The organism is Sporichthya polymorpha DSM 43042 (genome assembly GCF_000384115.1).
GTDB classification, from domain to species: Bacteria; Actinomycetota; Actinomycetes; order Sporichthyales; family Sporichthyaceae; genus Sporichthya; species Sporichthya polymorpha.
Window position 1 is genome coordinate 3836296 of the sequence record NZ_KB913029.1, and the last position, 26503, is coordinate 3862798.

At 72.0% G+C, this 26503-nt stretch carries 23 protein-coding genes; 22 read left to right on the forward strand and 1 reads right to left on the reverse strand.

Features of this window, described 5'->3' with window-relative positions; all coding sequences use genetic code 11:
- Positions 1-163 precede the first annotated feature (163 nt).
- The 22 genes from infB to SPOPO_RS0118690 all read left to right on the forward strand — a co-directional run bounded on the left by infB (position 164) and on the right by SPOPO_RS0118690 (position 25744).
- Positions 164-3058 carry a translation initiation factor IF-2 gene (gene infB, locus SPOPO_RS0118585; protein ID WP_019876496.1) on the forward strand — a complete coding sequence of 965 codons (2895 nt, stop codon included), beginning with the start codon at positions 164-166 and terminating at the stop codon, positions 3056-3058.
- 23 nt (positions 3059-3081) lie between these two features.
- Positions 3082-3375, forward strand: a complete 294-nt coding sequence (locus SPOPO_RS0118590; protein WP_019876498.1) for a DUF503 domain-containing protein — start codon at positions 3082-3084, stop codon at positions 3373-3375.
- A 1-nt stretch (position 3376) separates the two neighbouring features.
- Positions 3377-3832: a 30S ribosome-binding factor RbfA gene (gene rbfA / locus SPOPO_RS0118595; RefSeq protein WP_019876500.1), complete on the forward strand. Its 456-nt coding sequence runs from the start codon at positions 3377-3379 to the stop codon at positions 3830-3832.
- 78 nt (positions 3833-3910) lie between these two features.
- Positions 3911-4822 (forward strand): tRNA pseudouridine(55) synthase TruB, encoded by a 912-nt coding sequence (gene truB / locus SPOPO_RS0118600; protein WP_019876501.1) that lies wholly within the window; start codon positions 3911-3913, stop codon positions 4820-4822.
- A gap of 73 nt (positions 4823-4895) precedes the next feature.
- Complete coding sequence (locus SPOPO_RS0118605; protein WP_019876502.1) at positions 4896-5825, forward strand: bifunctional riboflavin kinase/FAD synthetase; 930 nt, start codon at positions 4896-4898, stop codon at positions 5823-5825.
- Between the two features lie 166 nt (positions 5826-5991).
- On the forward strand, positions 5992-6261 hold the full coding sequence (gene rpsO / locus SPOPO_RS0118610) for a 30S ribosomal protein S15 (RefSeq protein ID WP_019876503.1): 270 nt from the start codon (positions 5992-5994) through the stop codon (positions 6259-6261).
- A gap of 191 nt (positions 6262-6452) precedes the next feature.
- The gene (locus SPOPO_RS0118615) at positions 6453-8678 is read left to right on the forward strand and encodes a polyribonucleotide nucleotidyltransferase (protein ID WP_019876504.1); all 2226 of its coding nucleotides are present in this window, start codon (positions 6453-6455) and stop codon (positions 8676-8678) included.
- Entirely contained in the window at positions 8675-10048 is a 1374-nt protein-coding gene (locus SPOPO_RS0118620) for a M16 family metallopeptidase (RefSeq protein WP_019876505.1), read from the forward strand. The genes SPOPO_RS0118615 and SPOPO_RS0118620 overlap by 4 nt, the downstream gene beginning before the upstream one ends.
- Positions 10049-10085: 37 nt before the next feature.
- Positions 10086-10844 carry a 4-hydroxy-tetrahydrodipicolinate reductase gene (gene dapB / locus SPOPO_RS0118625; RefSeq protein ID WP_019876506.1) on the forward strand — a complete coding sequence of 253 codons (759 nt, stop codon included), beginning with the start codon at positions 10086-10088 and terminating at the stop codon, positions 10842-10844.
- Positions 10845-11084: 240 nt separating this feature from the next.
- On the forward strand, positions 11085-12620 hold the full coding sequence (locus SPOPO_RS35275) for a choice-of-anchor P family protein (RefSeq protein WP_028984908.1): 1536 nt from the start codon (positions 11085-11087) through the stop codon (positions 12618-12620).
- A gap of 133 nt (positions 12621-12753) precedes the next feature.
- The gene (gene thyX, locus SPOPO_RS0118635) at positions 12754-13527 is read left to right on the forward strand and encodes an FAD-dependent thymidylate synthase (RefSeq protein ID WP_019876507.1); all 774 of its coding nucleotides are present in this window, start codon (positions 12754-12756) and stop codon (positions 13525-13527) included.
- 223 nt (positions 13528-13750) lie between these two features.
- The gene (gene dapA / locus SPOPO_RS0118640) at positions 13751-14674 is read left to right on the forward strand and encodes a 4-hydroxy-tetrahydrodipicolinate synthase (RefSeq protein ID WP_019876510.1); all 924 of its coding nucleotides are present in this window, start codon (positions 13751-13753) and stop codon (positions 14672-14674) included.
- 6 nt (positions 14675-14680) lie between these two features.
- Positions 14681-16366 carry a ribonuclease J gene (locus SPOPO_RS0118645; protein ID WP_019876511.1) on the forward strand — a complete coding sequence of 562 codons (1686 nt, stop codon included), beginning with the start codon at positions 14681-14683 and terminating at the stop codon, positions 16364-16366.
- Between the two features lie 165 nt (positions 16367-16531).
- Positions 16532-19144 (forward strand): FtsK/SpoIIIE family DNA translocase, encoded by a 2613-nt coding sequence (locus tag SPOPO_RS0118650; RefSeq protein ID WP_019876512.1) that lies wholly within the window; start codon positions 16532-16534, stop codon positions 19142-19144.
- Positions 19144-19317, forward strand: coding sequence for a hypothetical protein (locus SPOPO_RS34430; protein ID WP_019876513.1), 174 nt, complete (start codon positions 19144-19146; stop codon positions 19315-19317). The genes SPOPO_RS0118650 and SPOPO_RS34430 overlap by 1 nt, the downstream gene beginning before the upstream one ends.
- Before the next feature lie 225 nt (positions 19318-19542).
- Entirely contained in the window at positions 19543-21057 is a 1515-nt protein-coding gene (locus tag SPOPO_RS30450; RefSeq protein WP_019876514.1) for an OFA family MFS transporter, read from the forward strand.
- Positions 21054-21218 (forward strand): MFS transporter small subunit, encoded by a 165-nt coding sequence (locus SPOPO_RS34435; protein WP_019876515.1) that lies wholly within the window; start codon positions 21054-21056, stop codon positions 21216-21218. The genes SPOPO_RS30450 and SPOPO_RS34435 overlap by 4 nt, the downstream gene beginning before the upstream one ends.
- Positions 21219-21372: 154 nt before the next feature.
- On the forward strand, positions 21373-22824 hold the full coding sequence (gene rimO, locus SPOPO_RS0118670) for a 30S ribosomal protein S12 methylthiotransferase RimO (RefSeq protein WP_028984910.1): 1452 nt from the start codon (positions 21373-21375) through the stop codon (positions 22822-22824).
- 1 nt (position 22825) lies between these two features.
- Positions 22826-23494 carry a CDP-diacylglycerol--glycerol-3-phosphate 3-phosphatidyltransferase gene (gene pgsA, locus SPOPO_RS30455; RefSeq protein WP_019876517.1) on the forward strand — a complete coding sequence of 223 codons (669 nt, stop codon included), beginning with the start codon at positions 22826-22828 and terminating at the stop codon, positions 23492-23494.
- The gene (locus SPOPO_RS0118680; RefSeq protein ID WP_019876518.1) at positions 23491-24723 is read left to right on the forward strand and encodes a CinA family nicotinamide mononucleotide deamidase-related protein; all 1233 of its coding nucleotides are present in this window, start codon (positions 23491-23493) and stop codon (positions 24721-24723) included. The genes pgsA and SPOPO_RS0118680 overlap by 4 nt, the downstream gene beginning before the upstream one ends.
- 127 nt (positions 24724-24850) lie before the next feature.
- The gene (locus SPOPO_RS30460) at positions 24851-25171 is read left to right on the forward strand and encodes a helix-turn-helix domain-containing protein (protein WP_084671798.1); all 321 of its coding nucleotides are present in this window, start codon (positions 24851-24853) and stop codon (positions 25169-25171) included.
- Between the two features lie 96 nt (positions 25172-25267).
- Entirely contained in the window at positions 25268-25744 is a 477-nt protein-coding gene (locus SPOPO_RS0118690) for a Dps family protein (RefSeq protein WP_019876520.1), read from the forward strand.
- Positions 25745-25797: 53 nt separating this feature from the next.
- Here the strand turns inward: SPOPO_RS0118690 and SPOPO_RS30465 are convergent, their stop codons facing one another.
- The gene (locus SPOPO_RS30465) at positions 25798-26376 is read right to left on the reverse strand and encodes a hemerythrin domain-containing protein (protein WP_019876521.1); all 579 of its coding nucleotides are present in this window, start codon (positions 26374-26376) and stop codon (positions 25798-25800) included.
- Positions 26377-26503 lie beyond the last annotated feature (127 nt).

Sequence of the window (26503 nt, forward strand, 5' to 3'; positions counted from 1 at the left end):
CCTCCGCAGGGACGTTTCAGCAGGACGTCACAGCGCGTGACGCACCGTTTCAGCCATGTCGGAAGCAGGTCGAATTGCGATGAGCGCTCGATGAGCACGCAGCGATGAGCACTTCCCTCGGTTAAGGGTCCGCGCCGCCCCGGCTCGGACCAGAAGGAGAAAAGTGGCCAAGGTCCGGGTCTACGAACTCGCGAAAGAGTTCGGCGTCGAGAGCAAGGTCGTGCTGGCCAAGCTCCAGGAGATGGGCGAGTTCGTCCGCTCCGCGTCGTCCACCATCGAGGCGCCCGTCGTCCGCAAGTTGAAGGACGCGTTCCCCCAGGGAGCGTCCTCCGCCCCCGCCAAGAAGGCTCCGGCCAAGGCGGCGGCCCCTGCTCCGGCGCCCGCGCCGGCAGCGCCCGCGCCGGCCGCACCGGCCGCGCCCACCCCCGCACCGGCGGCACCGGCGCCCGCTCCGGCGGCGAAGCCGGCCCCGCAGGTCGACACCCCGCCGGCTCCGGCGGCCCCCGCGCCGCCCACGCCGGCCACGCCGGCCCCCGCGCCCGCGGCGCCCGCGGCTCCCGCGGCGAACACTCCGCCGCCCGCACCGTCGGCTCCGGGGCCGCGTCCGGGCCCGGCCGCGCCGCGCCCGACCATCCGGCCGGGCAACAATCCGTTCTCCTCGGCCAGCGGCATGGCGCGCCCGCCGGCCCGTAACGCTCCCCGGCCCGGCCCGACGCCGGGCGGTGTGCCGGGCGCTCCGCGTCCGCCGCAGCCCGGTCCGGGCGGTCCGCGTCCGATGGGCGCCGGCGGTCCCGGCGGCCCGCGTCCGGGTGGGCCCCGGCCCAGCCCGGGCATGATGCCCGGTCGTGCGCCCGGCACGGGCCCCGGCGGCTTCCGCGGCCCCGGCGGCGGCGGCCCCGGCGGCGGTCGTCCGGGCGGTCCCGGTGGTCGTCCCGGTGGCGGCGGCTTCGGCGGCCGTCCCGGTGGTGGCGGCGGTGGCGGTGGTTTCGCCGGTCGTCCCGGTGGTGCCCCCGGTGGGGGCGGCGGCGGTTTCGCCGGTCGTCCCGGCGGTGGCCCCGGTGGGGGCGGCGGCTTCGGTGGTCGTCCCGGTGGCGGCGGTGGCCGCGGTCGTGGCGGCACAGCGGGTGCGTTCGGTCGTCCCGGTGGCCGGCCGGCCAAGGGCCGCAAGTCGAAGAAGCAGCGGCGTCAAGAGTTCGACAACATGCAGGCCCCGTCGATCGGTGGCGTGCAGCTGCCGCGCGGCATGGGCCAGACGGTCCGGCTCCCGCGTGGGTCGTCGCTGACCGACTTCGCCGAGAAGATCGGCGCGAACCCGGCGTCGCTCGTCGCCGTGATGATGCACCTCGGCGAGATGGTCACCGCGACGCAGTCCGTCGGTGACGACACGCTCGAGCTGCTCGCGCAGGAGCTCAACGTCGTCCTGGAGATCGTGTCCCCGGAGGACGAGGACCGCGAGCTGCTGGAGACGTTCGACCTCTCCTGGGGCGAGAACGAGGGCGACGAGTCCGACCTGGTGATCCGGCCCCCGGTCGTCACCGTCATGGGTCACGTCGACCACGGCAAGACGAAGCTGCTGGACGCGATCCGCAACGCCAACGTGGTGGCCGGCGAAGCCGGTGGGATCACGCAGCACATCGGTGCCTACCAGGTGCTGGCGCACGCCGCTGAGGGCGAGGACCGCGCGCGGCCCATCACCTTCATCGACACCCCGGGTCACGAGGCCTTCACCTCGATGCGTGCCCGTGGCGCGCAGGTCACCGACATCGCGGTGCTGGTGGTCGCGGCCGACGACGGTGTGAAGCCGCAGACGATCGAGGCCCTGAACCACGCCCAGGCGGCCGGTGTGCCGATCGTGGTCGCGGTCAACAAGATCGACAAGGAGGGCGCCGACCCGGCGAAGGTGCGCGGTCAGCTCACCGAGTACGGGCTGGTGGCCGAGGAGTACGGCGGCGACACGATGTTCGTCGACATCTCCGCCAAGGAGCGGGTCGGCATCGACGAGCTGCTCGACGCCATCACGCTGACGGCCGACGCCTCCCTGGACCTGCGGGCCAACCCCGACCAGGACGCCCAGGGTGTCGCGATCGAGGCCCACCTCGACCGTGGCCGCGGCCCGGTCGCGACGGTGCTGGTCCAGCGCGGCACGCTCCGCGCGGGCGACTCGATCGTCTGTGGCGACGCGTTCGGTCGCGTCCGCGTCATGCTCGACGAGCACGGCAACACGGTCACCGAGGCGGGGCCGGCGCGTCCGGTCCTCGTGGTCGGTCTGACCTCGGTGCCGGGCGCCGGCGACAACTTCCTGGTCGTCCCCGAGGACCGGGTCGCGCGGCAGATCGCCGAGCGGCGTGAGGCGCGCGAGCGCAACGCGCAGCTGGCTCGGGCTCGCGGTCCGCGCGTCGGGCTCGAGAACCTCAAGGAGGCCCTGGAGAAGGGTCAGCGCGACGAGCTCCTGCTCATCATCAAGGGCGACGTGTCCGGTTCGGTCGAAGCCCTCGAGGACGCGCTGTACAAGATCGAGATCCCGGACGACGAGGTGCACCTGCGCGTCATCCACCGGGGCGTCGGTGCGATCACCGAGTCCGACGTCGACCTCGCGTCGGCCTCGGGTGCGGTCATCCTCGGCTTCAACGTCCGCGCGGAGGGCAAGTCCCGCGAGGCGGCGGACCGGGCCGGCGTCGAGATCCGCTTCTACTCGATCATCTACCAAGCCATCGAGGAGATCGAGGCCTCGCTCAAGGGCATGCTCAAGCCGGAGTACGAGGAGATCCAGCTCGGTACCGCCGAGGTCCGGGCGACCTTCTCCTCGTCGAAGTTCGGCACGATCGCGGGTTGCCTCGTGCGCAGCGGCCTCATCCGCCGCGGGACGAAGGCGCGCCTGATCCGGGACGGTGCGGTCGTCGCACCGAACCTGACGATCGACTCGCTCCGGCGCGAGAAGGACGATGCGACCGAGGTCCGCGAGGGCTTCGAGTGCGGTATCAACCTCGGAAACTTCAACGACATCAAGGTCGATGACGTGATCGAGACCTTTGAGATGCGGGAGAAGCCGCGCGTCTGAGGCACCGGAACCAGTAGGACCGAATGTTCGTCGGCAGCCTCAGCGTCGATCTGCTGCTCGGCGACGTGCATTCCCTCAAGGGGAAGCGCGCCGTCGTGCGGCCGATCGTGGCCGAGATCGCACGCAAGTTCGCGGTCTCGGCCGCTGAGGTCGGCCACCACGATCTGCACCGTCGGGCGCTGATCGGGGTGGCGGTCGTCGCGGCGAACGCCGCGCACTGCCGCGAGGTGCTCGACGCGTGCGAGCGCCTGGTGGCGAATCACCCTGAGATCGAGATTCTGAGCACACGTCAGAAGCTCTACGGAGAGGACGACTGAGATGCCGAGCCCCGGTGCGCAGGCCCGCGCGCGCAAGCTGGCGGACCGCATCAAGGTCATCGTCGCCGAGACCTTGGAGCTCAAGGTCAAGGACCCGCGCCTCGGGTTCGTGACGATCACCGACACCCGCGTGACCGGTGACTTCCGCGAGGCGACGATCTTCTACACCGTCTACGGGACCGACGACGAGCGCGCGGGCACGGCCGCCGCGCTCGAGAGCGCGAAGGGCGTCCTGCGCTCCGAGGTCGGCCGCCAGACCGGCGTCAAGCACACCCCGTCGCTCACGTTCGTCGCCGACGCCCTGCCCGAGACCTCGAAGTCGATCGAGGACCTGCTGGCCAAGGCCGCCGCCGCGGACGCCGAGCTCCACCGCCGGGCCGAGGGCGCCCAGTACGCCGGCGACGCCGACCCGTACCGCAAGCCCCCGGAGCCGGACGACGAGGACGACGAGGGATGACGTCCCTGGGGGGTCCGTGTCGGCCCGCACCCGGGCTGACATGTGCGCGTGCGGGACGTCATCCCGCGGAGGTCGGCCGTGGGTAAGGGCGACGGGGGCAAGCCGGGGCTCGGCGGGCTGGTGATCGTCGACAAGCCGGCGGGGATGACCTCGCACGACGTGGTCGGGCGGATCCGCAAGCTCGCGGGCACGCGCAAGGTCGGCCACGCCGGGACGCTGGACCCGATGGCGACCGGCGTGCTGGTCGTCGGCATCGAGCGCGCGACACGGTTGCTCGGGCACCTCGCGGGTGGGGACAAGACCTACGCGGCGACGATCCGCCTCGGCGTCGCCACCGACACCGACGACGCGATGGGGACGCCCACGGCGACCGGAGACGCCTCCGGCGTCCCCGACGAGGCGATCGCGAAGGGCATCGCCGCGCTCACCGGGGACATCGAGCAGGTCCCGTCGGCAATCAGTGCGATCAAGGTCGACGGCAAGCGGGCCTACAGCCGCGTGCGCGCCGGCGAGGAGGTCGAGCTCGCGGCCCGCGCCGTGCGGGTCGAGCGGTTCGACGTGCTCGCGACCCGGCGGGTGGACGGGCTCGTCGACCTCGACGTCGAGGTGGACTGCTCCACCGGCACCTACATCCGGGCCCTGGCCCGCGACCTCGGCGCCGACCTGGGCGTCGGGGGACACCTGACGGCGCTGCGGCGCACCCGGGTCGGCCCGTTCGGCGTCGACGAGGCGCGTTCGCTCGAGGAGCTGGCCGAGGAGCTCACGCTCGTCCCGCTGAGCCGGGCGGCCCGCGCGGTGTTCCCGTCGCGGGACGTCGACGCGGACGCGGCGCGCATCCTCGTCCACGGCGGCTGGCTGCCGGCCGAGCTGGCCGGTGTGCCGGGGGAGACCGGCCCGACCGCGGTGTTCGGGCCCGACGACTGGTTCTGCGGGCTGGTCGAGGTCCGGAGCGGGCGGGCGCGGCCCGTCGCGGTGTTCGGCGACTCCTGACGGGCTCCTGCGTACGATGAGCCGCGGCCAGGGCGTGGCCAGGGACGGCGTGGCAAGAGACGAGGGAGATCGGGTGCAGATCTGGCACGGTCTCGGCGACCTGCCGCGCCCGTCCGGTCCGTGCGTCGTCGCGATCGGCAAGTTCGACGGCGTCCACCGCGGGCATCAGCGGGTCCTCGCCCGCGCGCGCAAGCACGCCGACGAGCGCGACCTGCCGATGTACGTGGTCACCTTCGACCCGCACCCGGCCGTCGTCCTGCGGCCCGAGGTGGCGCCGAAGATGCTGGGCACCCTGTCCGACCGCCTGGAGCGCCTCGCCGCGCACGGGGCCGACGCGGTGCTCGTCGTGCCCTTCACCGCCCAGCTGGCCGCCATCACGGCCGACCAGGCCGTGCGGGCCGTGCTCTCGGACGGGCTCAACGCGCAGGTCGTGGTCGTGGGCGCGGACTTCCGCTTCGGCTCCGGAGCCGCGGGCGACGTGTCGTTCATGCGCGCGATGGGGGAGAAGCACGGGTTCGTCGTCGACGCCGTCGAGCTGCAGTCGGACGACACCGACCGGTTCTCCTCGACCCGGGTCCGGGAGTTGCTCGCCGTCGGGGACGTCGCCGGCGCCGCCGGCATCCTCGGCCGGCCCTACACGGTCACGGGCCCGGTGATCCGCGGCGAGCAGCGCGGCCGCGACCTGGGCTTCCCCACGGCGAACCTGGAGGTCCCGGACGAGCTGGCCAGCCCGCTCGACGGCGTCTACGCCGGCTGGCTGGTGGACGGCACCGAGCGGTACCCGGCCGCGATCTCGGTCGGGGACAACCCGACGTTCGCGAACGCGTCCCATCGAGTCGAGGCCTACGTCCTGGACCGCACGGACCTGGACCTCTACGGCAAGAAGGTCTCGGTCGAGTTCGTCGCCTGGCTGCGCGACATGGTCCCGTTCGAGGGCATCGAGCCCCTCAAGGAGGCCATGAAGGCCGACGTCGAGGAGGCCCGGCGCGTCCTCGGCGCCTGACGCCCCGCGACGGGGTGCCGAGGGGCAGCCGGGGGACGATTTCGGGCACCGACACCTGCGCTGATAGCCTGACGGACGCCGTGAAACGGCCGCGGAGAGACAGAGCCCGGGTGGACCTGCCCCGGCGCGCCGCGCAGCGACCCCCGACAGGAGCCCTGAGCAGTTCATGCCGCTCGACAGTGCACAGAAGAAGGCGATTCTCTCCGAGTACGCCCTGAGCCCGAACGACACGGGTTCCCCGGAGGCCCAGGTCGCGATGCTCACCAAGCGCATCAGCGACCTGACCGAGCACCTGAAGGTGCACAAGCACGACCACCACAGCCGTCGTGGCCTGCTCCTGCTCGTGGGTCGGCGCCGCCGGCTCCTGCAGTACCTGGCCAAGACCGACATCAACCGCTACCGCTCGCTCATCGAGCGGCTTGGCCTGCGTCGATAGCGCAGGTCCGGGAACAACCAAACCGTAGGAGCGGTCGGTAAGCGGACATCTCCGCCGCCGGTCCTCGGTAGTGGCCCCCGGAGCCGCGCTGAGCCTTCCAGGTTCGACGAACTCTCCGTAGGCCTCGATCGAAGACCGGTCGAGAACGTCGCGCGAACCCGGCCTCTCCTCGACCCAGAGGAGGGGAGCCCGTGGAGGGTCCCGAGATCACTTTCGCCGAAGCCACCATCGACAACGGCCGCTTCGGCAAGCGCACCATCCGGTTCGAGACCGGTCGTCTCGCCAAGCAGGCGGCCGGCTCGGCCGCCGTCTACCTCGACAGCGGCACGATGGTGCTGTCCGCGACCACCGTCGCGAAGAGCCCGCGGGAGAACCTGGACTTCTTCCCGCTCACGGTGGACGTCGAGGAGCGCATGTACGCCGCGGGCCGGATCCCCGGCTCGTTCTTCCGTCGTGAGGGCCGCCCGTCCGAGGACGCGATCCTCACCTGCCGCCTGATCGACCGTCCGCTGCGCCCGAGCTTCGCCAAGGGCCTGCGCAACGAGATCCAGATCGTCGAGACCATCCTGGCGCTGGACCCGGACGACCTCTACGACGTGGTCGCGATCAACGCGGCCTCGATGTCGACCCAGATCTCCGGCATCCCGTTCTCGGGCCCGATCGGGGGCGTCCGCGTCGCGCTGATCGAGGACCAGTGGGTCGCGTTCCCGCGGCACTCCGAGCTCGAGCGCGCCGTGTTCGACATGGTGGTCGCCGGTCGCGTCCTCGAGTCCGCCAATGGTGAGACTGACGTCGCGATCATGATGGTCGAGGCCGAGGCCACGACCGAGACGATCGACCTGATCGCCGTCGGCGCGACCGCGCCGACCGAGGAGGTCGTCGCCGAGGGCATCGAGGCGTCCAAGGCATTCATCAAGGTCCTGTGCGCCGCGCAGAGCGACGTGGCGACCCGCGCGGCCAAGGAGGTCGCGGAGTTCCCGATCTTCCTCGACTACAGCGACGACGTGCTGGAGGCCGTGACGGCCGCCGCCCGTGAGGAGCTCGCCGCCGCGCTGACCATCGCCGGCAAGCAGGAGCGCGAGGCCGAGCTGGACCGCGTCAAGGCCGTCACGATGGAGAAGCTCGTCGGCCAGTTCGAGGGTCGCGAGAAGGAGATCTCCGCGGCGTTCCGCTCGGTGACCAAGAAGGTCGTCCGCGAGCGGATCACCAAGGAGAAGATCCGCATCGACGGTCGCGGGCTGAAGGACATCCGTCAGCTCACCGCCGAGGTCGAGGTCATCCCGCGGGTGCACGGCTCGGCGCTCTTCGAGCGCGGCGAGACCCAGATCCTGGGCGTGACGACCCTGAACATGCTGCGCATGGAGCAGATGATCGACACGCTCAACCCCGAGAAGACCAAGCGCTACATGCACAACTACAACTTCCCGCCCTACTCGACCGGTGAGACCGGTCGCGTCGGGTCGCCGAAGCGCCGCGAGATCGGCCACGGCGCGCTGGCGGAGCGGGCCCTGCTGCCCGTCCTGCCCAAGCGTGAGGAGTTCCCCTACGCGATCCGTCAGGTGTCCGAGGCGCTCGGCTCCAACGGCTCGACGTCGATGGGGTCGGTCTGCGCGTCGACACTGTCGCTGCTCAACGCCGGCTGCCCGCTCAAGGCGCCGGTCGCCGGCATCGCGATGGGCCTGGTCTACGAGGGCGGCGAGTACACCACGCTCACCGACATCCTCGGCGCCGAGGACGCCTACGGCGACATGGACTTCAAGGTCGCCGGCACCAAGGAGTTCGTGACGGCCCTTCAGCTCGACACGAAGCTCGACGGCATCCCGGCCTCGGTCCTCGCCGGTGCGCTGACCCAGGCCCGCGAGGCCCGGCTGCACATCCTCGACGTGATGAACGAGGCGATCGACCGCCCCGACGAGATGAGCGACTTCGCGCCGCGCATCATCACGATCAAGATCCCGGTCGACAAGATCGGCGAGGTGATCGGGCCGAAGGGCAAGATCATCAACCAGATCCAGGCCGACACCGGTGCCGACATCAGCATCGAGGACGACGGCACGATCTACGTCGGTGCCACCAACGGCCCGGCGGCGGAGGCGGCGCGCAACCAGATCAACGCCATCGCCAACCCGACGATGCCGGAGGTCGGCGAGCGCTACCTCGGCACCGTCGTGAAGACGACGACGTTCGGCGCGTTCGTCTCGCTCGTCCCCGGCCGCGACGGGCTGCTGCACATCTCGCAGCTCCGCAAGCTGTCCGGCGGCAAGCGCGTCGAGAACGTCGAGGACGTGCTCTCGGTCGGGCACAAGCTGCTCGTCGAGATCGCGGAGATCGACCAGCGCGGCAAGCTCTCGCTGGTGCCGGTCGTCGAGGGCGAGGAAGGGGAGTCGTCCGACGACTCCGCCGGCGACGCCGAGTGACCTCTCGTCCCCAACGGCAGGAGTGGTTTCCCGCCGCGGAGCAGCGCCCCGGGTCGACCCGGACGCTGCTCCCGGCGGGGAGCTCCAACGGCTCGGTGACGGGCGCGGTGCGACGCACCGTGCTCCCCGGTGGCCTGCGGATCCTGACCGAGGAGATGCCGGGCGCGCGCTCCGCGTCGTTCGGCATCTGGGTGGGCGTCGGTTCGCGGGACGAGTCCCGCAGCCTCGCCGGCGCCACCCACTTCCTTGAGCACCTGCTGTTCAAGGGCACCCCGCGGCGCGACGCGCTCGCGATCTCGGCGGCGCTCGACGCCGTCGGCGGCGAGCTGAACGCGTTCACCGCCAAGGAGTACACCTGCTACTACGCGCGGGTGCTCGACCGCGACCTGCCGCTGGCGATCGACGTCGTCTCGGACATGGTCACCTCCTCGCTGATCGCGAAGGCCGACGTCGACGGCGAACGCAACGTGATCCTCGAAGAGATCGCGATGCACGCCGACGACCCCACCGACGCCGTTCACGACGAGTTCGCGGCGGCCCTGCTCGGGAACGCCCCGTTGGGCCGGCCGATCCTCGGGACGGTCGACTCGATCACCGGCATGAGCCGCAACGCCATCGCGGGTCACTACCGGCGGCGCTACACCGCGCCGAACCTCGTCGTCACCGCCGCCGGCAACGTCTCGCACGCCGAGGTCGTGAAGCTGACCAAGGCGGCGTTTCGGGCCGCCGGGGCCCTCGGCGACCCGGACGACGCGCCCGCCCCGGCGCGCATCGGCGGCAAGCCCCTCAGGGCCGCCGGCGGCGTGCGCCTGCTGTCGCGTCCCACGGAGCAGGCCAACGTCCTGCTCGGGGTGCCGGGCCTGGCCCGCACCGACGAGCGCCGGTACGCGCTCGACGTCCTCAACACCGCCCTCGGCGGCGGCATGAGCTCGCGCCTGTTCCAGGAGGTCCGCGAGAAGCGGGGCATGGCGTACTCCGTCTACAGCTACGCCGCCCACTACGCCGACGTCGGCATGTTCGGCGTCTACGCCGGATGCCTGCCGAAGAAGGTCGAGCAGGTGCTCGACGTCTGCCGGGCCGAGCTCGCCGACGTCGCGGCCCACGGCATCACCCCCGAGGAGCTCGACCGCGCCCGCGGGCAGCTCAAGGGCAACTTCGTCCTCGGCATGGAGGACACCGGCTCCCGCATGGGCCGGCTCGGCAAGAGTGAACTCGTCTACGGCGAGCTGCTCCCGGTCGACGAGATCCTCGACCGGGTCGACGCCATCACCCTCGACGACGTCGCGGCCCTCGCCGCCGACCTCCTCGACCGCCCCGAGACCCTCGCCGTCATCGGCCCCTTCGACGACGCCTCCGCCTTCGCCGCCTGAGCGTCAGGCCTGCGCAGTTCTGCGCTTGGATGGGCGCATGACGATCAAGGTTGGGGTGCTCGGCTCGGCCGGGAAGATGGGTGCGCAGACCTGCGAGGCGGTCGAGGCGGCCGAGGGTCTGGAGCTGGTGGCGCGGATCGACCAGGACGACCCGATCGCGGGACTGGTCGACGCCGGCGCTCAGGTGGTCGTCGACTTCACCCACCCGGGTGTGGTCATGGACAACCTCGAGTTCTGCGTCCGGAACGGCATCCACGCCGTCGTCGGCACGACGGGATTCACCGACCAACGCCTGGCGACGATCCGGGGCTGGCTCGAGGCGCAGCCGGGCGTCGGGGTGCTGATCGCCCCGAACTTCGGCATCGGCGCGATCCTGATGATGCGCTTCGCCGCGCAGGCGGCGCGGTTCTTCGAGTCGTGCGAGATCGTCGAGCTGCACCACCCGAACAAGGCCGACGCCCCGAGCGGGACGGCCGGGCGGACGGCCGAGCTGATCGCCGCGGCGCGGCGCGAAGCCGGTCTCGGTGCGATGCCCGACGCCACGCGCACCGGGCTGGAGGGCGCCCGGGGGGCCGATGTGGACGGCGTCCGGGTGCACGCGGTGCGCCTCCGGGGTCTGGTGGCCCATCAGGAGGTGATCTTCGGCGACGAGGGGGAGACCTTCACGATCCGCCACGACTCGCTGCACCGCTCCTCGTTCATGCCGGGCGTCCTGCTCGGGGTGCGCCGGATCGTCGACGCGGGCGGCGGTCTGACGGTCGGTCTCGAGCGTTTCCTGGACCTCGACCGACCGTAGACACCTGAAACTCTTCTGGGTGATTGACACGACGGCGTCCGGTCGGTCGCCCGCTTGCGCAGGGTGGAAAACGGGTGTTGAGTGTCACTTTCGCCTTGACGCGGCCCCGGGTTGCCACTACGCACAGCAGAGAATTCTGAGCATTCCGTCCGGAACCCGCTCCAGATGGGACTCCTTCGCAGGAATGTGGCGTATCGTCTCCGGATTCGCCCGCCCTGCCGACGTCACGACGAGGTACGCATGACTCTCCGCGCTCCCCGCCGCATTGCGGCTCTCCTCGCCGCTCCGGCCTTCGTCGCCGCCGGTGTGGCTGCGGCCGCTCCGGGCGCCGACGCCGCTGCCACCACCGAGCCGACCTACCAGGGTTCCGCGCTCGCCGTGAGCGCCAAGGTCGGCATCGCCGGCTCCACGATCCTCGACGAAGTTCTTCCCGGGCTCATCACCTACCCGCCGGGGGCGACGCAGTCGCTCCTCGAGCTCCCCGCCGAGCTCTCGCAGCTCGTCACCCTCAAGGTCCTGAACGCCTCCTCCGAGGTGCAGGACGGCAAGCTGGTCTCCAACGTCAGCACCGCGAACCTCGGCGTCCTCGGTGACGTCATCGGCGCCAAGGTCATCAACGCGGACTGCCTCTCCGACGCCGGCCAGAACACCGGCGACAGCCAGATCGCCGGGCTGACCATCGCCGGCACCAAGGTGCCGGTCGACCCGGGTCCCAACGTCCGCATCGAGCTGCCCGACGCGCTCGCGGCCTTCGTTCAGGGCTCGATCGTCATCGACGAGCAGGTGAAGACCGACGACGGCGGCCTGCAGGTCACCGCCCTGCACATCAACCTGGTCGTGGCCCCGACCGCGCTCGACGACGCGCTGAACTCGGTCATCGCCTCGGTGCGTGAGGCCGCCCAGTCGGTCAAGGTCGTGCTCGAGGAGGTCACCGGCAAGACGCTCGACCAGCTGATCGGCAACGTCGACAAGAGCACCGGCGACAAGACCGGCGACCAGAAGGCCGCCAAGACGCCGAAGAAGGGCGCCCAGGACGCGGACCGCGCCGAGGTGCGCGCCTCCGCCGCGGCCCCCGCCGCCCCGCAGGCGGCCACGGAGACCGAGGCCGGCACCGAGGCCGCGGCGCCGGCCGCCGAGGCCGAGCAGGCCGCTCCGGTCCAGAAGACGGACGATGCCGAGGTCGACGCCGCCGAGGAGACCGCGGTCGCCGAGGAGGCCACCGAGGCCGAGGACACGACCGCCACCGAGGACGTCACGGCGACCGAGGACGCGACCGTCACCGAGGACACCGACGCCGCGGCCGCCGCCGAGCGCGCCGAGCGGTCGGAGAAGGGCGCCAAGGCCGCGAAGCCGGCCGAGGAGACCTCCACCGACCCCGCGGTCGCCCCGGCGCCCGCCGAGGCCGCTCCGGTGGCCGCGCCGGCTCCGGCCGCCCCGGCCGACGTCAAGCCGACCGACTCCAAGTCCGAGGCCAAGGGTGAGAAGGCCGGCCAGAAGGCCGGGTCCGACCTGGCCGCGCTCGACACGGTCCGCAAGGCCGTCCCGTCCGCGGCGGACATCGCCGGCGCGGTCGGTGTGGACATCGTCGTCAGCCAGGTCACCTGCGCCGGGAAGCCCGGCAAGGAGGTCGCCAAGGTCAACCAGCTGCCGGGCACCGGTGGCAACGGGGACGCCACGCGCGACGTCGCGATCGCGGGCCTCGGCCTGCTGGCCGCCGGCGGTGCGGCGGTCTACGTGACCCGTCGCCGCGGCCGCGGGCGCCACGCGGCGATCTGACGCCCGCGTTCGGCCCGAGACAGCACGAGACAGCACGAGACAGCGACGGCGCCGCTCCCGACCGGGAGCGGCGCCGTCGGCCTGTCAGGGGGGTGCGGCATTCTGGGGCAGGCCGCAACGAGAAGGGATTCCCATGACGCTGGACACCGCGCAGGAGCCGGACGTGACCGCAGGATCGGGTGCCGCCGGTGACGACGGTGTGGTGTTCCGCAGCGACGTGACCGTCGAGCTCGTCAAGGCCTCGGCCAGCGACGCGGACGTGCTGTTCGCGGCGCGGGTGTCGACCAAGGGGGAGCAGTCGCTCGAGGACGTGGAGGCCGACGCCTCCCGGTCGGTCGGGCTGATCCGCTACCTGATGCGGGACCGGCACGGCAGCCCGTTCGAGCACAACTCGATGACCTTCTACGTGCAGGCGCCGATCTTCGTCTTCCGCGAGTTCATGCGCCACCGCATCGCCTCGTACAACGAGGAGAGCGGCCGCTACCGCGAGCTGCGGCCGGTGTTCTACGTCCCCGGCCCCGAGCGCAAGCTGCGCCAGGTCGGCAAGCCCGGGGCGTACACGTTCGAGGACGGGACGCCGGAGCAGCACGAGCTCGTCACGCGGGCGACGCAGGACGCCTGCCGGACGGCCTACGCGGCGTACCAGGAGATGCTCGCCGCCGGCGTCGCCCGCGAGGTCGCGCGGATCGTCCTGCCCGTCACGACGTACTCCTCGATGTACGTGACGATGAACGCCCGCGCGCTGATGAACTTCCTGTCGCTGCGGACCAAGCGGGAGGACTCGACGTTCCCCTCGTTCCCCCAGCGGGAGATCGAGATGGTCGCCGAGGTCATGGAGGCCCGCTGGGCGGAGTTGATGCCGCTGACGCACCAGGCCTTCGACGCCAACGGACGCGTCGCCCCCTGAGCCGCAGAACGCTCGCTGCGTCCCGGCGAGTGGCTGGTGTCACGCCCGTAACGCCGGGGCCGTCCGGCGCGATTGTCGGTCAGATCGCGTTGCCGTCCGAAACCCCCGAGCGGGCGGCGACGCGATCAGCCAATTCGGCAATTGGCTTGTGCCGCGGGCACGGGCGGCCGGAACTGCGCAACCCGCGCCTCGCGGCGCAGGTGGGAACGGTACGTTGACGACCATGGCTGCCTCGTCCGCTTCCGCTCCGCCCGGCGTCACGCCCGAGACCCCCTTCGGCCGGGTGCTGACCGCGATGGTCACCCCGTTCACGCGCGACGGCGCGCTCGACCTCGAGGGCGCGGCGCGTCTGGCCGCCGAGCTGGTCGACCAGGGCGGGCACGACGGACTCGTCATCAACGGCACGACCGGCGAGGCGCCGACGACCTCGGACGCCGAGAAGGAGCAGGTCCTGCGGGCCGTCGTCGAGGCCGTGGGGGACCGCGCGAGCATCGTCGCCGGCGTCGGCACCAATGACACCCGCCACACCGTGGAGCTGGCGCGCTCGGCCGAGAAGGCCGGAGCGCACGGCCTGCTGGTCGTGACGCCGTACTACAACAAGCCGCCGCAGAGCGGGCTGGCCGCGCACTTCCGCTCGGTGGCGGACAGCACCGGCCTGCCGGTGATCCTCTACGACATTCCGGGCCGCTCCGGGGTGCCGATCGCCACGGACACGTTGCTGCGCCTGGCCGAGCACGACCGGATCGTCGCGGTCAAGGACGCCAAGGACGACCTCGGCGCCGCCAGCACCGTGCTCGCCAACACGAACCTCGCGTACTACTCGGGCACCGACATGCTCAACCTGCCGCTGCTGTCGGTCGGCGGGGTCGGATTCGTCTCCGTGGTCGGGCACATCGTCGGCCCGCGTCTGCGCGAGCTCGTCGACGCGTACGTGGCCGGCGACGTCGCGCGGGCGAAGGAGATCCACCAGGGCCTGCTGCCGATCTACGAAGGCATCTTCCGGTCCCAGGGCGTCATCCTCGTCAAGGCCGCGCTGGGCCTGCAGGGGCGTCCCGGTGGCCCGGTCCGCTCGCCCCTCGTCGACGCCACGACCGCCGAGATCGAGCGCCTGCGCGCCGATCTCGCGGCCGGCGGCCTCGCCCTGTAGAGCTCGATGAGTCATCCGCACCCGGAACTGCCCTCGCCGGCGCCGCTGAGCCCCGGCGCGCTGCGTATCGTCCCGCTCGGCGGTCTCGGCGAGATCGGTCGGAACATGACCGTCTTCGAGTACGGCGGACGGCTGCTGATCGTCGACTGCGGGGTGCTCTTCCCGGAGGCGCACCAGCCCGGCGTCGACCTGATCCTGCCCGATTTCACCTACATCGCCGACCGGCTCGACGACATCGACGCGATCGTCCTGACGCACGCGCACGAGGACCACATCGGGGCGGTCCCGTACCTGCTCAAGCGCAAGGACGACATCCCGCTGATCGGCTCCAAGCTGACCCTCGCGCTCATCGAGGCGAAGCTGCAGGAGCACCGGATCCGCCCGTACACGCTGCAGGTCGACGGCGGCACGACCGAGCGCCTCGGTCCGTTCGAGTGCGAGTTCTTCGCGGTCACGCACTCGATCCCGGACGCGCTCGCCCTCGCGATCCGCACCCCGGCCGGGGTCGTGCTCCACACCGGCGACTTCAAGATGGACCAGCTGCCGCTCGACGGCCGGCTCACCGACCTGCCCGGCTTCGCCCGGCTCGGCACCGAGGGCGTCGACCTGATCATGGTCGACTCCACCAACGCCGAGGTCCCCGGCTTCATCCCCGCGGAGCGCGAGATCGGCCCGGTCATCAGCCGGGTGTTCGCGGGGGCGAAGGGGCGCATCATCGTCGCCTGCTTCGCGAGCCACGTGCACCGCGTGCAGCAGATCATCGACGCCGCGGTCGCGCACCGGCGCAAGGTCGCGCTGGTCGGCCGCTCGATGGTGCGGAACATGGGTGTCGCCCAGAACCTCGGCTACCTCACCGTCCCACCGGGCGTGATGGTCGACCCGAAGGCGATCGACGACCTGCCCGAGGACCAGGTGGTCCTGCTCTCGACCGGGTCCCAGGGCGAGCCGATGTCGGCGCTCTCGCGGATGGCCAACCGCGACCACGCCATCCGCATCACCGACCAGGACACGGTGATCCTCGCGTCGTCGCTGATCCCGGGCAACGAGAACGACGTCGGCCGGGTCATCAACGGCCTGACGCGCCTCGGCGCCGACGTCGTGCACAAGTCCAATGCCCTCGTGCACGTCTCCGGCCACGCGTCGGCGGGCGAGCTGATCTACCTCTACAACCTGGTGAAGCCGCGCAACGTCATGCCGGTGCACGGGGAGCCGCGGCACCTGCGGGCCAACGCGGACCTCGCGAAGCTCACCGGCATCCCGGACGAGCGGATCGTCATGGCCGAGGACGGCGTGGTCGTCGACCTCGCCGACGGGCTCGCGCAGGTCGTCGGGTCGGTCCCGTGCGGCTACGTCTACGTCGACGGGCTCTCGGTCGGCGACGTCACCGAGGCCTCGCTCAAGGACCGGCGCATCCTCGGCGACGAGGGCTTCGTGTCGGTGTTCGTCGTCATCGACGCCAACACCGGCAAGATCACCGGCGGCCCGGAGGTCACCGCCCGCGGGTCCGGCATCGACGACGAGGCGCTCGTCGCGGTCGTGCCGCGGATCGTCGACGTGCTGCAGAACGCCGCCGCGGACGGGACGACCGACCCGCACCAGCTCCAGCAGATGGTCCGCCGCGTCGTCGGCAAGTGGGTCAACGAGACCTACCGCCGCCGGCCGATGATCCTCCCGGTCGTCGTCTCCGTCTGACCCGCCGGTCCAGTCGGTCGGCCGCCCCGGCCGCCCCGGCCGACGATCCTGTCAAGAAAGGGTGACACCCCTTACTGCGCAGTAAGGGGTGTCACCCTTTCTTGACGGGGCCGGGCGCCGCGTGGCGCACGGGACTGGTGGGACTCCAGAGATACCCTGCGACCCATGGCATCTCGTTCCTCCCGTGGCGCGACCGCTACCCGCAAGGAGTCGGTCCCGGCGGCCCGCAGCAAGGGCGGTGGCCGGGCCGCGAAGGTGGTTCAGGCGCCCAAGGACGCGATGCAGAAGACCGCGATCCGCCGAGCGACGGTCAGCCAGTTCAAGGTCAACCCGATCACGGGGCTGATCCTCGGGTTCTGGGCGATCGTCGAGGGCCTGTACCTCGCGATCGCGCGCGGGATCGGGACGGTCGTCCGCGGGATCGGGCACACCGCCCGCGAGCTCGATCCGGCGCACCGGCGGGACGGCCTCGGCCTCGCGCTGGTCGGCTTCGCCGTCATCGTCGCGGCGGGGGAGTGGTGGAGCCTGCAGGGCCACCTCGGCCGGGGCATCCGCGCCGTCGTCGCCGGCAGCCTCGGGGCGCCCGGCCTCGCCCTGCCCGTCGCCCTCGCCGTCCTCGGCCTCTACGTGCTGCGCAACAGCGCCGAGACGACCGAGCGCGGGCGGATCGGCATCGGCGCCACCGCGCTGACCGTCGGCATCTGCGGCCTGGTCTCCGTCGCCCAGGACGTCCCGCGGCCCGAGGACGAGGCCGCGCTGCGCGACGCCGGTGGCATGGTCGGCTACCTGGTCTCCCGCCCGCTGGTCGAGGCGCTGACGCCGCCCGTCGCGACGGTCCTGCTCAGCCTGCTGGCGATCTTCGGCCTGCTGGTCGTCACCGCGACCCCGCTGAACAAGCTGCCGCAGCGGCTGCGCGCCCTGGCCACGCCGATCATCGGCCCGCCCGAGGGCCGCGAGGAGGACGAGGTCGCCGCCGCGGCGAAGAAGCGCCGCCGCGGCGACGTGGCGATCGACGCCGCCGGCGCCCCGTACGGCGAGGAGATCGAGGACGCGCCCAAGCCCAAGCGGCGCCGCCGGACCACGGCCGGCGACCCGCTCACCGGCGACGAGCCGTTCGAGACCCCGGTCGTTCTGCCCGGCAAGAAGCTCCCGAAGCCGGCCGCGGCCTCGGACGACCAGCCGACCGGGCCGATCGACGGCGTCGGTGGCGTCGGTGGAGCGGTCGTCAGCCCCGGCGGCGAGCCGGACCTGCTGCCGCCGCCGGCCGGCGCCGTCCCGCTGCGGGGTGAGCAGCTCACCCTGGCCGGGAACATCACCTACCACCTGCCCGGGTCCGACGCCCTGTCCGCCGGCACGATGCACGCCGCGCGCACCAAGGCCAACGACGCCGTCGTCGATGCCCTGACCGGCGTTCTCGAGCAGTTCGACATCGACGCCGCCGTCACCGGGTTCACCCGCGGCCCGACGGTGACGCGCTACGAGGTCGAGGTCGGGCCGGGTGTGAAGGTCGAGCGCGTCACGGCGCTGAGCAAGAACATCGCCTACGCCGTCGCCAGCGCGGACGTGCGGATCCTGAGCCCGATCCCCGGCAAGTCCGCGATCGGCATCGAGATCCCGAACACCGACCGCGAGTGGGTGACGCTCGGCGACGTCCTGCGTTCCGACACCGCGCGGAACGACCACCACCCGATGGTCGTGGCGCTCGGCAAGGACGTCGAGGGCGGCTTCGTCTGCGCGAACCTCGCGAAGATGCCGCACATCCTCGTCGCCGGTGCGACCGGTGCCGGTAAGTCGAGCTGCATCAACTCCCTCATCGTCTCGATCCTCATGCGCGCGACGCCGGAGGAGGTGCGGCTGATCCTCATCGACCCCAAGCGCGTCGAGCTCACGGGGTACGAGGGCATCCCGCACCTGATCACGCCGGTCATCACCAGCCCGAAGAAGGCCGCCGAGGCACTGCAGTGGGTCGCGCGTGAGATGGACATGCGCTACGACGACCTCGAGGCGTCCGGCTTCAAGCACGTCGACGACTTCAACGCCGCGGTCCGCGCCGGGACGCTCCAGCCTCCGCTCGGCAGCGAACGCGTCTACACGCCGTACCCGTACCTGCTGGTGATCGTCGACGAGCTCGCCGACCTGATGATGGTCGCCCCGCGCGACGTCGAGGCCTCGATCCAGCGCATCACCCAGCTCGCCCGCGCGGCCGGCATCCACCTGGTCATCGCGACGCAGCGGCCGTCGGTCGACGTCGTCACCGGTCTGATCAAGGCCAACGTGCCGTCGCGGCTGGCGTTCGCGACCTCCTCCCTCGCCGACAGCCGCGTCATCCTCGACCAGCCCGGCGCCGAGAAACTCGTCGGCCAGGGCGACGGTCTGTTCCTGCCGATGGGCGCGTCCAAGCCGATCCGTATCCAGGGCGCCTTCGTCCCGGAGAAGGAGATCCAGGCGGTCGTCAAGCACTGCAAGGAGCAGATGACCGCGGAGTACCGCGAGGACGTCACCGCACCGGCCGGCCCGAGCAAGGAGATCGACGCCGACATCGGCGACGACCTCGACCTGCTCTGCCAGGCCGCTGAGCTCGTCATCACCACGCAGTTCGGCTCGACGTCGATGCTCCAGCGCAAGCTCCGGGTCGGCTTCGCCAAGGCCGGCCGCCTGATGGACCTGATGGAGAGCCGCGGCATCGTCGGCCCGTCCGAGGGCTCGAAGGCCCGCGACGTGCTCGTCGTCCCCGACGACGTCGACGAGGTCCTCGCCGGCCTGCGGGGTGGTGAGTGATGGCGCTGCTCCGGACCGGCACCGCCCCCCGCCCCGACGCCTACGCCGCCGCCAACCGGCCGGGCCGGGTGAACCTGACGCTGTGGATGGGGATCGGCCTCCTGCTGCCCCTGCTCTACGGCGTCGCGCTCGTCGTCGCGGTGGTCGTCGACGCCTGGCGCGCGGGTGGGTGAAGGCGTCTCCGGAGGCCGGGCCGGTCACCCGAACGGCCCTACGCGCGAGTAGCGCAGGTCACTTTTCGGCCGCTCGGCGTTCCAAATGCGCCGTTCGCCCGCACGTCCTGCCCTTTCGGCGCAGCTGTCCGCCGCCCGTCGTTTTCTCGGAAGTTTGTTCGTAAAACGCCCGGGACCCGCGAGTAGCGTCCGGCGCAGCCTGGCCCAGGCACGGCAGGAGGCGGTATGGCTCTCGGATTTCTCGACCGCGAACGGACGATCGCACCGCCGGGGTGGAGTCGCTGGCTGATCCCGCCCGCTGCGCTCTCGGTGCACCTGGCGATCGGACAGGCCTACGCCTGGTCGGTGTTCAAGAAACCGCTCGAAGCCACGATGCTGACCGACAGCGGCCACCCCGGGACGCTCTCGGCGCTGCCGTTCCAGCTCGGCATCGTCATGCTCGGCGTCTCCGCGGCCCTGTTCGGCACCAAGGTCGAGAGCCGCGGGCCGCGCTGGGCGATGGCGGTGTCGTCGCTGTGCTTCTGCTCGGGTCTGGCCATCGCGGCCTTCGCGGTCCTGATCGACCAGTACTGGCTCGTGGTGGTCGGCTACGGCTTCGTCGGCGGCATCGGTCTCGGCATCGGCTACATCTCACCGGTCTCGACGCTGATCAAGTGGTTCCCCGACCGGCCGGGTCTGGCGACCGGCTGCGCGATCATGGGCTTCGGCGGTGGCGCGTTGTTCGCCTCGCCGTTCAGCACCGAGCTGCTCAAGAAGTTCGACGCGCTGATCACCCCGCCGGCGCAGGGCGCCGCCCCGCTGTCCGGAGCGGTGCTCGACACCGCCCAGGACGGCATCGCCAAGACCTTCCTCGTGATGGCGGTCTTCTACGCGGTCTTCATGACGATGAGCTACACGCTCGTCCGCGTCCCGGCTCCGGGTTGGCACCCGGGCAAGGAGCCGCCGCGGCAGGACCGGGTCCTGCAGTCCAGGGCGAACGTGTCGGCGAAGAACGCCATCCGGACCCCGCAGTTCTGGTTCCTGTGGGTCGTCCTGTGCTTCAACGTCACGGCGGGTATCGGCATCCTCGAACGCGCGGCGCCGATCTTCCGCGACTTCTTCCCGGACTCCGGTGACGGTGACGCGGCGTCACTGGCCGCGGCCGCCGCGGGATTCGTCGCGATCCTGTCGCTGTCGAACGCCCTCGGCCGGATCCTGTGGTCGTCCACCTCGGACTACCTCGGCCGCAAGAACATGTACCGGATGTACCTCGGCGTCGGGGCGTTGCTCTACACCTACGTCCTGCTGACGACGGACGCGAACAAGCCGCTGTTCCTGATCGCCTGCATCCTGATCCTGTCCTTCTACGGCGCCGGCTTCGCAACGATCCCGGCGTACCTGAAGGACCTGTTCGGGACCTACCAGGTCGGCGCGATCCACGGCCGGCTGCTCACCGCGTGGTCGGTCGCGGGCGTGCTCGGTCCGTTCATCATCAACAACATCGCGGACGAGCGGATCGCCGACGGCAAGACCGGCCCGGACATCTACACGCCGTCGTTCATGATCGTCATCGTCCTGCTGGTCATCGCGTTCGTCTGCAACGAGCTGATCCGGCCGGTCGACGCGAAGTGGCACGAGCCCGCGACCGTGGACGCGGCCGAGCCGGCCCCGGTCGGCGACGTCGAGGCCGCAGCGGAGATCGAGGACGCCGAGGTGGCCGAGGTCGCCGGGGCCGCCGAGAAGAGCGGGAGCGCATCGTGAACGCCGCGACGAACACCACGGAACAGGCCGAGCAGAACGTCTCCAACGGCATCGACCCCAAGCTCAAGCCGGTGATGGTGTTCGCGTGGCTGTGGGTCGCGGCGCCGTTCACCTACGGCCTCTGGAAGCTCTTCGAGAAGATCGACGCGCTCTTCACGTAGGGCATCCCACGGCTCGCCTGGGCGGGTCACGGTGCTGCGCCGCCTAGACTTGCAGCCCGTGACCCCCCGCTCGCGCCGCCCGCGACCGGCCGACGCGGGCCCCCGCCCGAGCGCCGCCCGGCGTCGCCGCGCGTCGCGGGCGGAGAGCCCGCCGCTGCCCGCGGCCCCCACCGTCGCCCTCGTGACACTGGGCTGCCAGCGCAACGAGGTGGATTCCGAGGAGCTCGCGGGCCGCCTCGCCGCCGACGGCTGGACGCTGACCGCGGAGGCCGAGGACGCCGACGTGGTGATGGTCAACACGTGCGGCTTCGTCGAGGCGGCCAAGAAGGACTCGATCGACACCCTGCTCGCCGCCGCCGACCTCAAGGACGGTGGCAAGGCCCGGGCCGTCGTCGCCGTGGGGTGCCTGGCCGAGCGCTACGGCACCGAACTGGCCGACGCCCTGCCCGAGGCCACCGTACTGGGCTTCGACGACTACAGCGCGATCTCCGAGCGGCTGCAGGCCGCGATGCGCGGCGACACGCACGCCCCCCACGTCCCGCGCGACCGCCGGGCGCTGCTGCCGATCTCGCCCGTCGAGCGGCAGGCCGCCGCCCCGACGACCGCGGTCGAGGAGCTCTCGGCCTGGACCGGCCCGGCGTCCGGCCCGCGCCCGCTGCGCGCCCGCCTGGAGGGCGGCCCGGTCGCCCCGCTCAAGCTCGCGTCCGGGTGCGACCGGCGCTGCTCGTTCTGCGCGATCCCGTCGTTCCGCGGCGCGTTCGTCTCCCGCCGGCCCGCCGAACTGCTCGCCGAGGCCGCCTGGCTCGCCGAGTCCGGGGTCCGCGAGCTCGTGCTGGTCTCGGAGAACTCGACGTCCTACGGCAAGGACCTCGGCGAGCTGCGCCTGCTCGAGCTGCTGCTGCCGAAGCTGGCCGAGGTCGAGGGCATCGAGCGGATCCGCGCGAACTACCTGCAGCCGGCGGAGATGCGGCCCTCGCTGGTCGAGGCACTCACGGCGACCCCGAAGGTCGTGCCGTACTTCGACCTGTCGTTCCAGCACTCCTCGGCGGACGTGCTGCGGCGCATGCGCCGCTTCGGCGACACGGACCGGTTCCTCGGCCTGATCGAGCAGATCCGCGCCCGCGCGCCGCACGCGGGCATCCGCACCAACGTCATCGTCGGCTTCCCGGGCGAGACCGAGGCCGACCTTCGTGAGCTCGAGCGGTTCCTTCTCGGTGCGCGCCTCGACACGGTCGGGGTGTTCGGGTACTCGGACGAGGACGGGACCGAGGCCGCCGGTTTCGACGGCAAGGTCGACCCCGACGAGGTCCGCGCACGCGTCGAGCACATCACGCGGCTCGTCGAGGAGCTCACCAACGCCCGCGCCGAGGACCGCGTCGGCGAGGTCGTCTCCGTGCTGGTCGAGGAGAACGACGCGTTCCGCTACCCGGGGGCCGACGAGCACGGCGAGGCCTCGGCCGAGGGGCGCGCCGCGCACCAGGCCCCGGAGGTCGACGGCAGCACGGTCCTGATCGGAGGGGAGCCCGAGGTCGGGCAGATCGTGACGGCCACGGTCGTGGGGACCGACGGCGTCGACCTGATCGCCACGGTGACCGAGGCCTCCTGACATGTTCGAACCCACGCCGGCCGAGGTCGAGCCCGGTCGCCCGGATCATCTGGCCGACCCGGTCGCGCCCGCCGGCACGTGGAACATCGCGAACCTCCTGACGCTCCTGCGGCTGCTGCTCGTCCCGGTCTTCCTCGTCGTGCTGCTGCACGAGGACGGGGAGTCCGAGGGCTGGCGCTGGGCGGCCTGGGGCGTGTTCGCCGTCGCGTCGTTCACCGACTCGCTCGACGGCAAGCTCGCGCGGCGCTACGGGCTCGTGACCGACTTCGGGAAGATCGCCGACCCCATCGCCGACAAGGCGCTCACCGGCTCGGCGCTGATCGTGCTCTCGTCGATGGACGAGCTGCCCTGGGCGGTCACGATCGTGATCCTCGTCCGCGAGATCGGCGTGACGCTGCTGCGCTTCTGGGTGATCCGGCACGGCGTGATCCCCGCCAGCCGCGGCGGCAAGCTGAAATCGCTCGTGCTCGGTGTCGCGATCGGGCTGTACGTGCTGCCGTTCACCGGGCTGTTGCAGGACCTCGCCACCGCGCTGATGACGGCGGCGGTGGTCATCGCCCTCGCGACCGGCGCGGACTACGTGTTCCGGGCGCTGCGTCTGCGCCGTGAGTCCCGCGCCGAGGCACGGGCGGGGCGGGCCGCCCGATCCGGGGCGGACGAGCGCCGGTGACCCGCGTCGAGCTCATCACGGTCGGCGACGAGCTGCTGTCCGGGCTCGTGCTCAACAGCAACGTCGCGCGGGTGGCGGACTCCCTGGCCTCGGTCGGGCTGGGTCTGTCGGTGGTCTGCGACGTCTCCGACGACCTCGACGAGATCGTCGCGGCCGTGCGCGCCGCCGCCGCCCGCGCGGACGTCGTGCTCTGCTCCGGCGGTCTCGGTCCGACCTCCGACGACCTCACGCGGGACGCGCTGGCGCGGGCGGCCGGCGTCGGGCTCGACGTCGACGCCGGGGTCGTGCAGTCGCTGGCGGACCGGTACGCGGAGTGGAACATCCCGATGCCGGAGCTCGCGCTGCGGCAGGCCGACGTGCCGCACGGCGCGACGCTGATCCCGAACCCGCGGGGCAGCGCCCCCGGGCTGCAGCTGCGGATCGACGGCGCACTCGTCCTCGCGCTGCCCGGCGTGCCGGGGGAGTTGCAGGCGATGCTCGACGCCTCCGTCGCGCCGCTGCTGGCCGATCTCGCGCCCGGCCCCCGGCCGGTCACGGCGACGCTGCGCGTGGCGCTGGTCGGGGAGTCGGCGATCGCGGCCGCGCTCGCGGAGATCCAGCGCGCGGGCGAGGCGACCGGGGTCCGGTTCGCCTACCTCGCCGACAGCGGCGACGTCCGGGTCCGCCTCAGCGGCCCGGCCGAGGCCGTCGCGGCCACCGAGGGCGCCATCGTCGACGCAGTGGGACACGCGGTGTACTCGCGCGACGGAGCGCCCCTGGAGGCCGTGACGCAACGGCTGCTGCTGGAGGCGGGCGCGACGGTCGCGGTCGCCGAGTCCCTCACCGGCGGGCTGCTCGGTGCCGCCCTGACCGACCTGCCGGGCTCGTCGGCGGTGTTCCTCGGCGGGGTGCTGGTCTACGCCACCGCGGCGAAGGCGGACCTCGGTGTCGACGCCGCGCTGCTCGCCGAGCGCGGTCCGGTCGACGCGGACGTCGCGATCCAGCTCGCCGAGCGGGTGCGGGAGAAGTTCGGCGCCGATTACGGCCTCGCGACCACCGGGGTGGCGGGGCCGGACCCGGTCGGCGACTACCCGCCGGGAGCGGTCTTCCTGGCGCTGGCGGGGCCGAACGGGGCGCACGCCCGCCGCCGGGACCTGCCGCCACGGCGGGACTTCGTCCGGCGACTCACCGTGCTCGCCGCGCTGGACCTGCTGCGGCGAGAGCTGCTCGGACTTCCCCGGGACGCCTGAGCCGTTCACGCTCCGTGACGAAGGAGCGGACGGACGGGAGGACCGGACCGGGGGGCGAATTCGGCCCTGGGAGGAACACGTGCACGACACGTCGCCTGGACCGGCCCTCGGCGGGTACCGTGAGCGTGTGATCCTCCTTCGTCGCCTTCTCGGGGACGTTCTGCGGCAGCGCCGGCAGGACCAGGGCCGGACCCTGCGTGAGGTCTCCACGGAAGCCCGGGTGTCGCTGGGCTACCTCTCCGAGGTCGAGCGCGGCCAGAAGGAGGCCTCGTCCGAGTTGCTCGCGGCGATCTGCGACGCCCTCGGGGTCCGGATGTCCGACCTCATGCGCGAGGTCAGCGACTCGCTCGCGGCCGCCGAGCTCGCCACCACGGCGAACGTCCGCTCGCTCGAGTCCGTCTCCGCGCCCGTCGCCAGCGACCGTCCCGAGGTCGTCGCCGCCGCGTGACCAAAGACACGACCCGGTACCTCCGGGCGTGGACTATCGCCGGTCCGGGAAGCGTTGTATCGGGACAACGCGAAACCGGAAGGAGTACGTCCAACCATGTCGTACGCCATTGCGAGTGCCCTGCCCGACCAGGCCCGGAAGACCGTGGGCGAGGCGCTGCAGGAGACCCTTGTCGACCTCATTGACCTCTCGCTGCTCGCGAAGCAGGCGCACTGGAACCTGATCGGTCCGCGCTTCCGCCCGCTGCACCTCCAGCTCGACGAGGTCGTCACGACCGCCCGCAACTACACCGACCTCGTCGCCGAGCGGCTCGCCGCGATCGGGGTCTCGCCCGACGGCCGTTCCGCCACGGTCGCGCGGGAGACCGGCCTGCCCCAGCTCGACGAGGGTTGGCTGAAGGACGACGCCCTCGTGGGGCAGATCGTCGAGCTCCACACCGCGCTGATCGATCGCGTGCGCACCCGGCTGCCCGAGGTGGGCGAGGCCGACCCGGTCAGCGAGGACCTGCTGATCCAGCTGCTCGCGGAGCTCGAGAAGTCCGCGTGGATGTGGCAGGCGGAGAACGCGTCCTGACGCTGGCCTGACGCTGGCCTGACGCTGGGCCTGGCGCTGAACCCGCTGCCGGCTCAGCTCGGCCGGGCGGGCTCGGTACTGCCGCGCTGGCGGTGCCGGGCCAGGAACTCGCGGGGGTCGGTGTTCCCGGCCGGCGGGCGGTCCCGCAACCGCGCCAGAGCTTCGATGAACGCGAGGCCGATCTCGAGGCGCTGCTCGCGCGTCGTGTGACGACGCAGGTCGGGCAGCGCCTCGTCCTCCTCCTCGGTCATGTGGTGGGAGTTCTCGGCCCGGGCCCGATCGACGGCCTTCCACCAGTCCGGGGTGCCCGCCGGGTGCCGGGCCGCCTCGCGGACGGCGTCGCGGATGTCGTTGTGATCGCCGACGGCGTCCAGCGTCTCGTGCTCGGCGTTGCTGCCGAACCGCAGCAGGGCCGGGAAGACGACCTCCTCCTCGGCGGCGGCGTGCCGCTCCAGGTGCTCGGCGAGGGGAAGCCAGACCTCGGTCAGGCGACGCGCGTGGAGAACGGGGTCGACGTCCGGACCCACCACCTTGTCGAGCGCCGCGAAGCCCCGGCGGAACGAGTCGTGCTCGGTGAGGATGAGGTCGGTGATGTCGACCAGGTCGTCAGCAGGCTGGCGGGCACTGTTCACGGCGCGAGGTAACCACTGGATCCGGTGCGCGGCGAGCCCGCCACGCGAACAGCCGAGGATAATTCACCCGATCGGGGCACCGTCGCCTGCAGACGGTGAAACCGGTCCGCGGAGCGTGATCGTCCCT

Bases quoted from the DNA above. Each gene is read 5' to 3' on its own strand.
- SPOPO_RS0118650 (WP_019876512.1), top strand. From the start codon at position 16,532: ATGGCATCTCGTTCCTCCCGTGGCGCGACCGCTACCCGCAAGGAGTCG.
- rpsO (WP_019876503.1), top strand. From the start codon at position 5,992: ATGCCGCTCGACAGTGCACAGAAGAAGGCGATTCTCTCCGAGTACGCC.
- SPOPO_RS30450 (WP_019876514.1), top strand. From the start codon at position 19,543: ATGGCTCTCGGATTTCTCGACCGCGAACGGACGATCGCACCGCCGGGG.
- dapB (WP_019876506.1), top strand. From the start codon at position 10,086: ATGACGATCAAGGTTGGGGTGCTCGGCTCGGCCGGGAAGATGGGTGCG.
- SPOPO_RS0118645 (WP_019876511.1), top strand. From the start codon at position 14,681: ATGAGTCATCCGCACCCGGAACTGCCCTCGCCGGCGCCGCTGAGCCCC.
- pgsA (WP_019876517.1), top strand. From the start codon at position 22,826: ATGTTCGAACCCACGCCGGCCGAGGTCGAGCCCGGTCGCCCGGATCAT.
- SPOPO_RS0118590 (WP_019876498.1), top strand. From the start codon at position 3,082: ATGTTCGTCGGCAGCCTCAGCGTCGATCTGCTGCTCGGCGACGTGCAT.
- rbfA (WP_019876500.1), top strand. From the start codon at position 3,377: ATGCCGAGCCCCGGTGCGCAGGCCCGCGCGCGCAAGCTGGCGGACCGC.
- dapA (WP_019876510.1), top strand. From the start codon at position 13,751: ATGGCTGCCTCGTCCGCTTCCGCTCCGCCCGGCGTCACGCCCGAGACC.
- SPOPO_RS35275 (WP_028984908.1), top strand. From the start codon at position 11,085: ATGACTCTCCGCGCTCCCCGCCGCATTGCGGCTCTCCTCGCCGCTCCG.
- SPOPO_RS0118690 (WP_019876520.1), top strand. From the start codon at position 25,268: ATGTCGTACGCCATTGCGAGTGCCCTGCCCGACCAGGCCCGGAAGACC.
- SPOPO_RS34430 (WP_019876513.1), top strand. From the start codon at position 19,144: ATGGCGCTGCTCCGGACCGGCACCGCCCCCCGCCCCGACGCCTACGCC.
- thyX (WP_019876507.1), top strand. From the start codon at position 12,754: ATGACGCTGGACACCGCGCAGGAGCCGGACGTGACCGCAGGATCGGGT.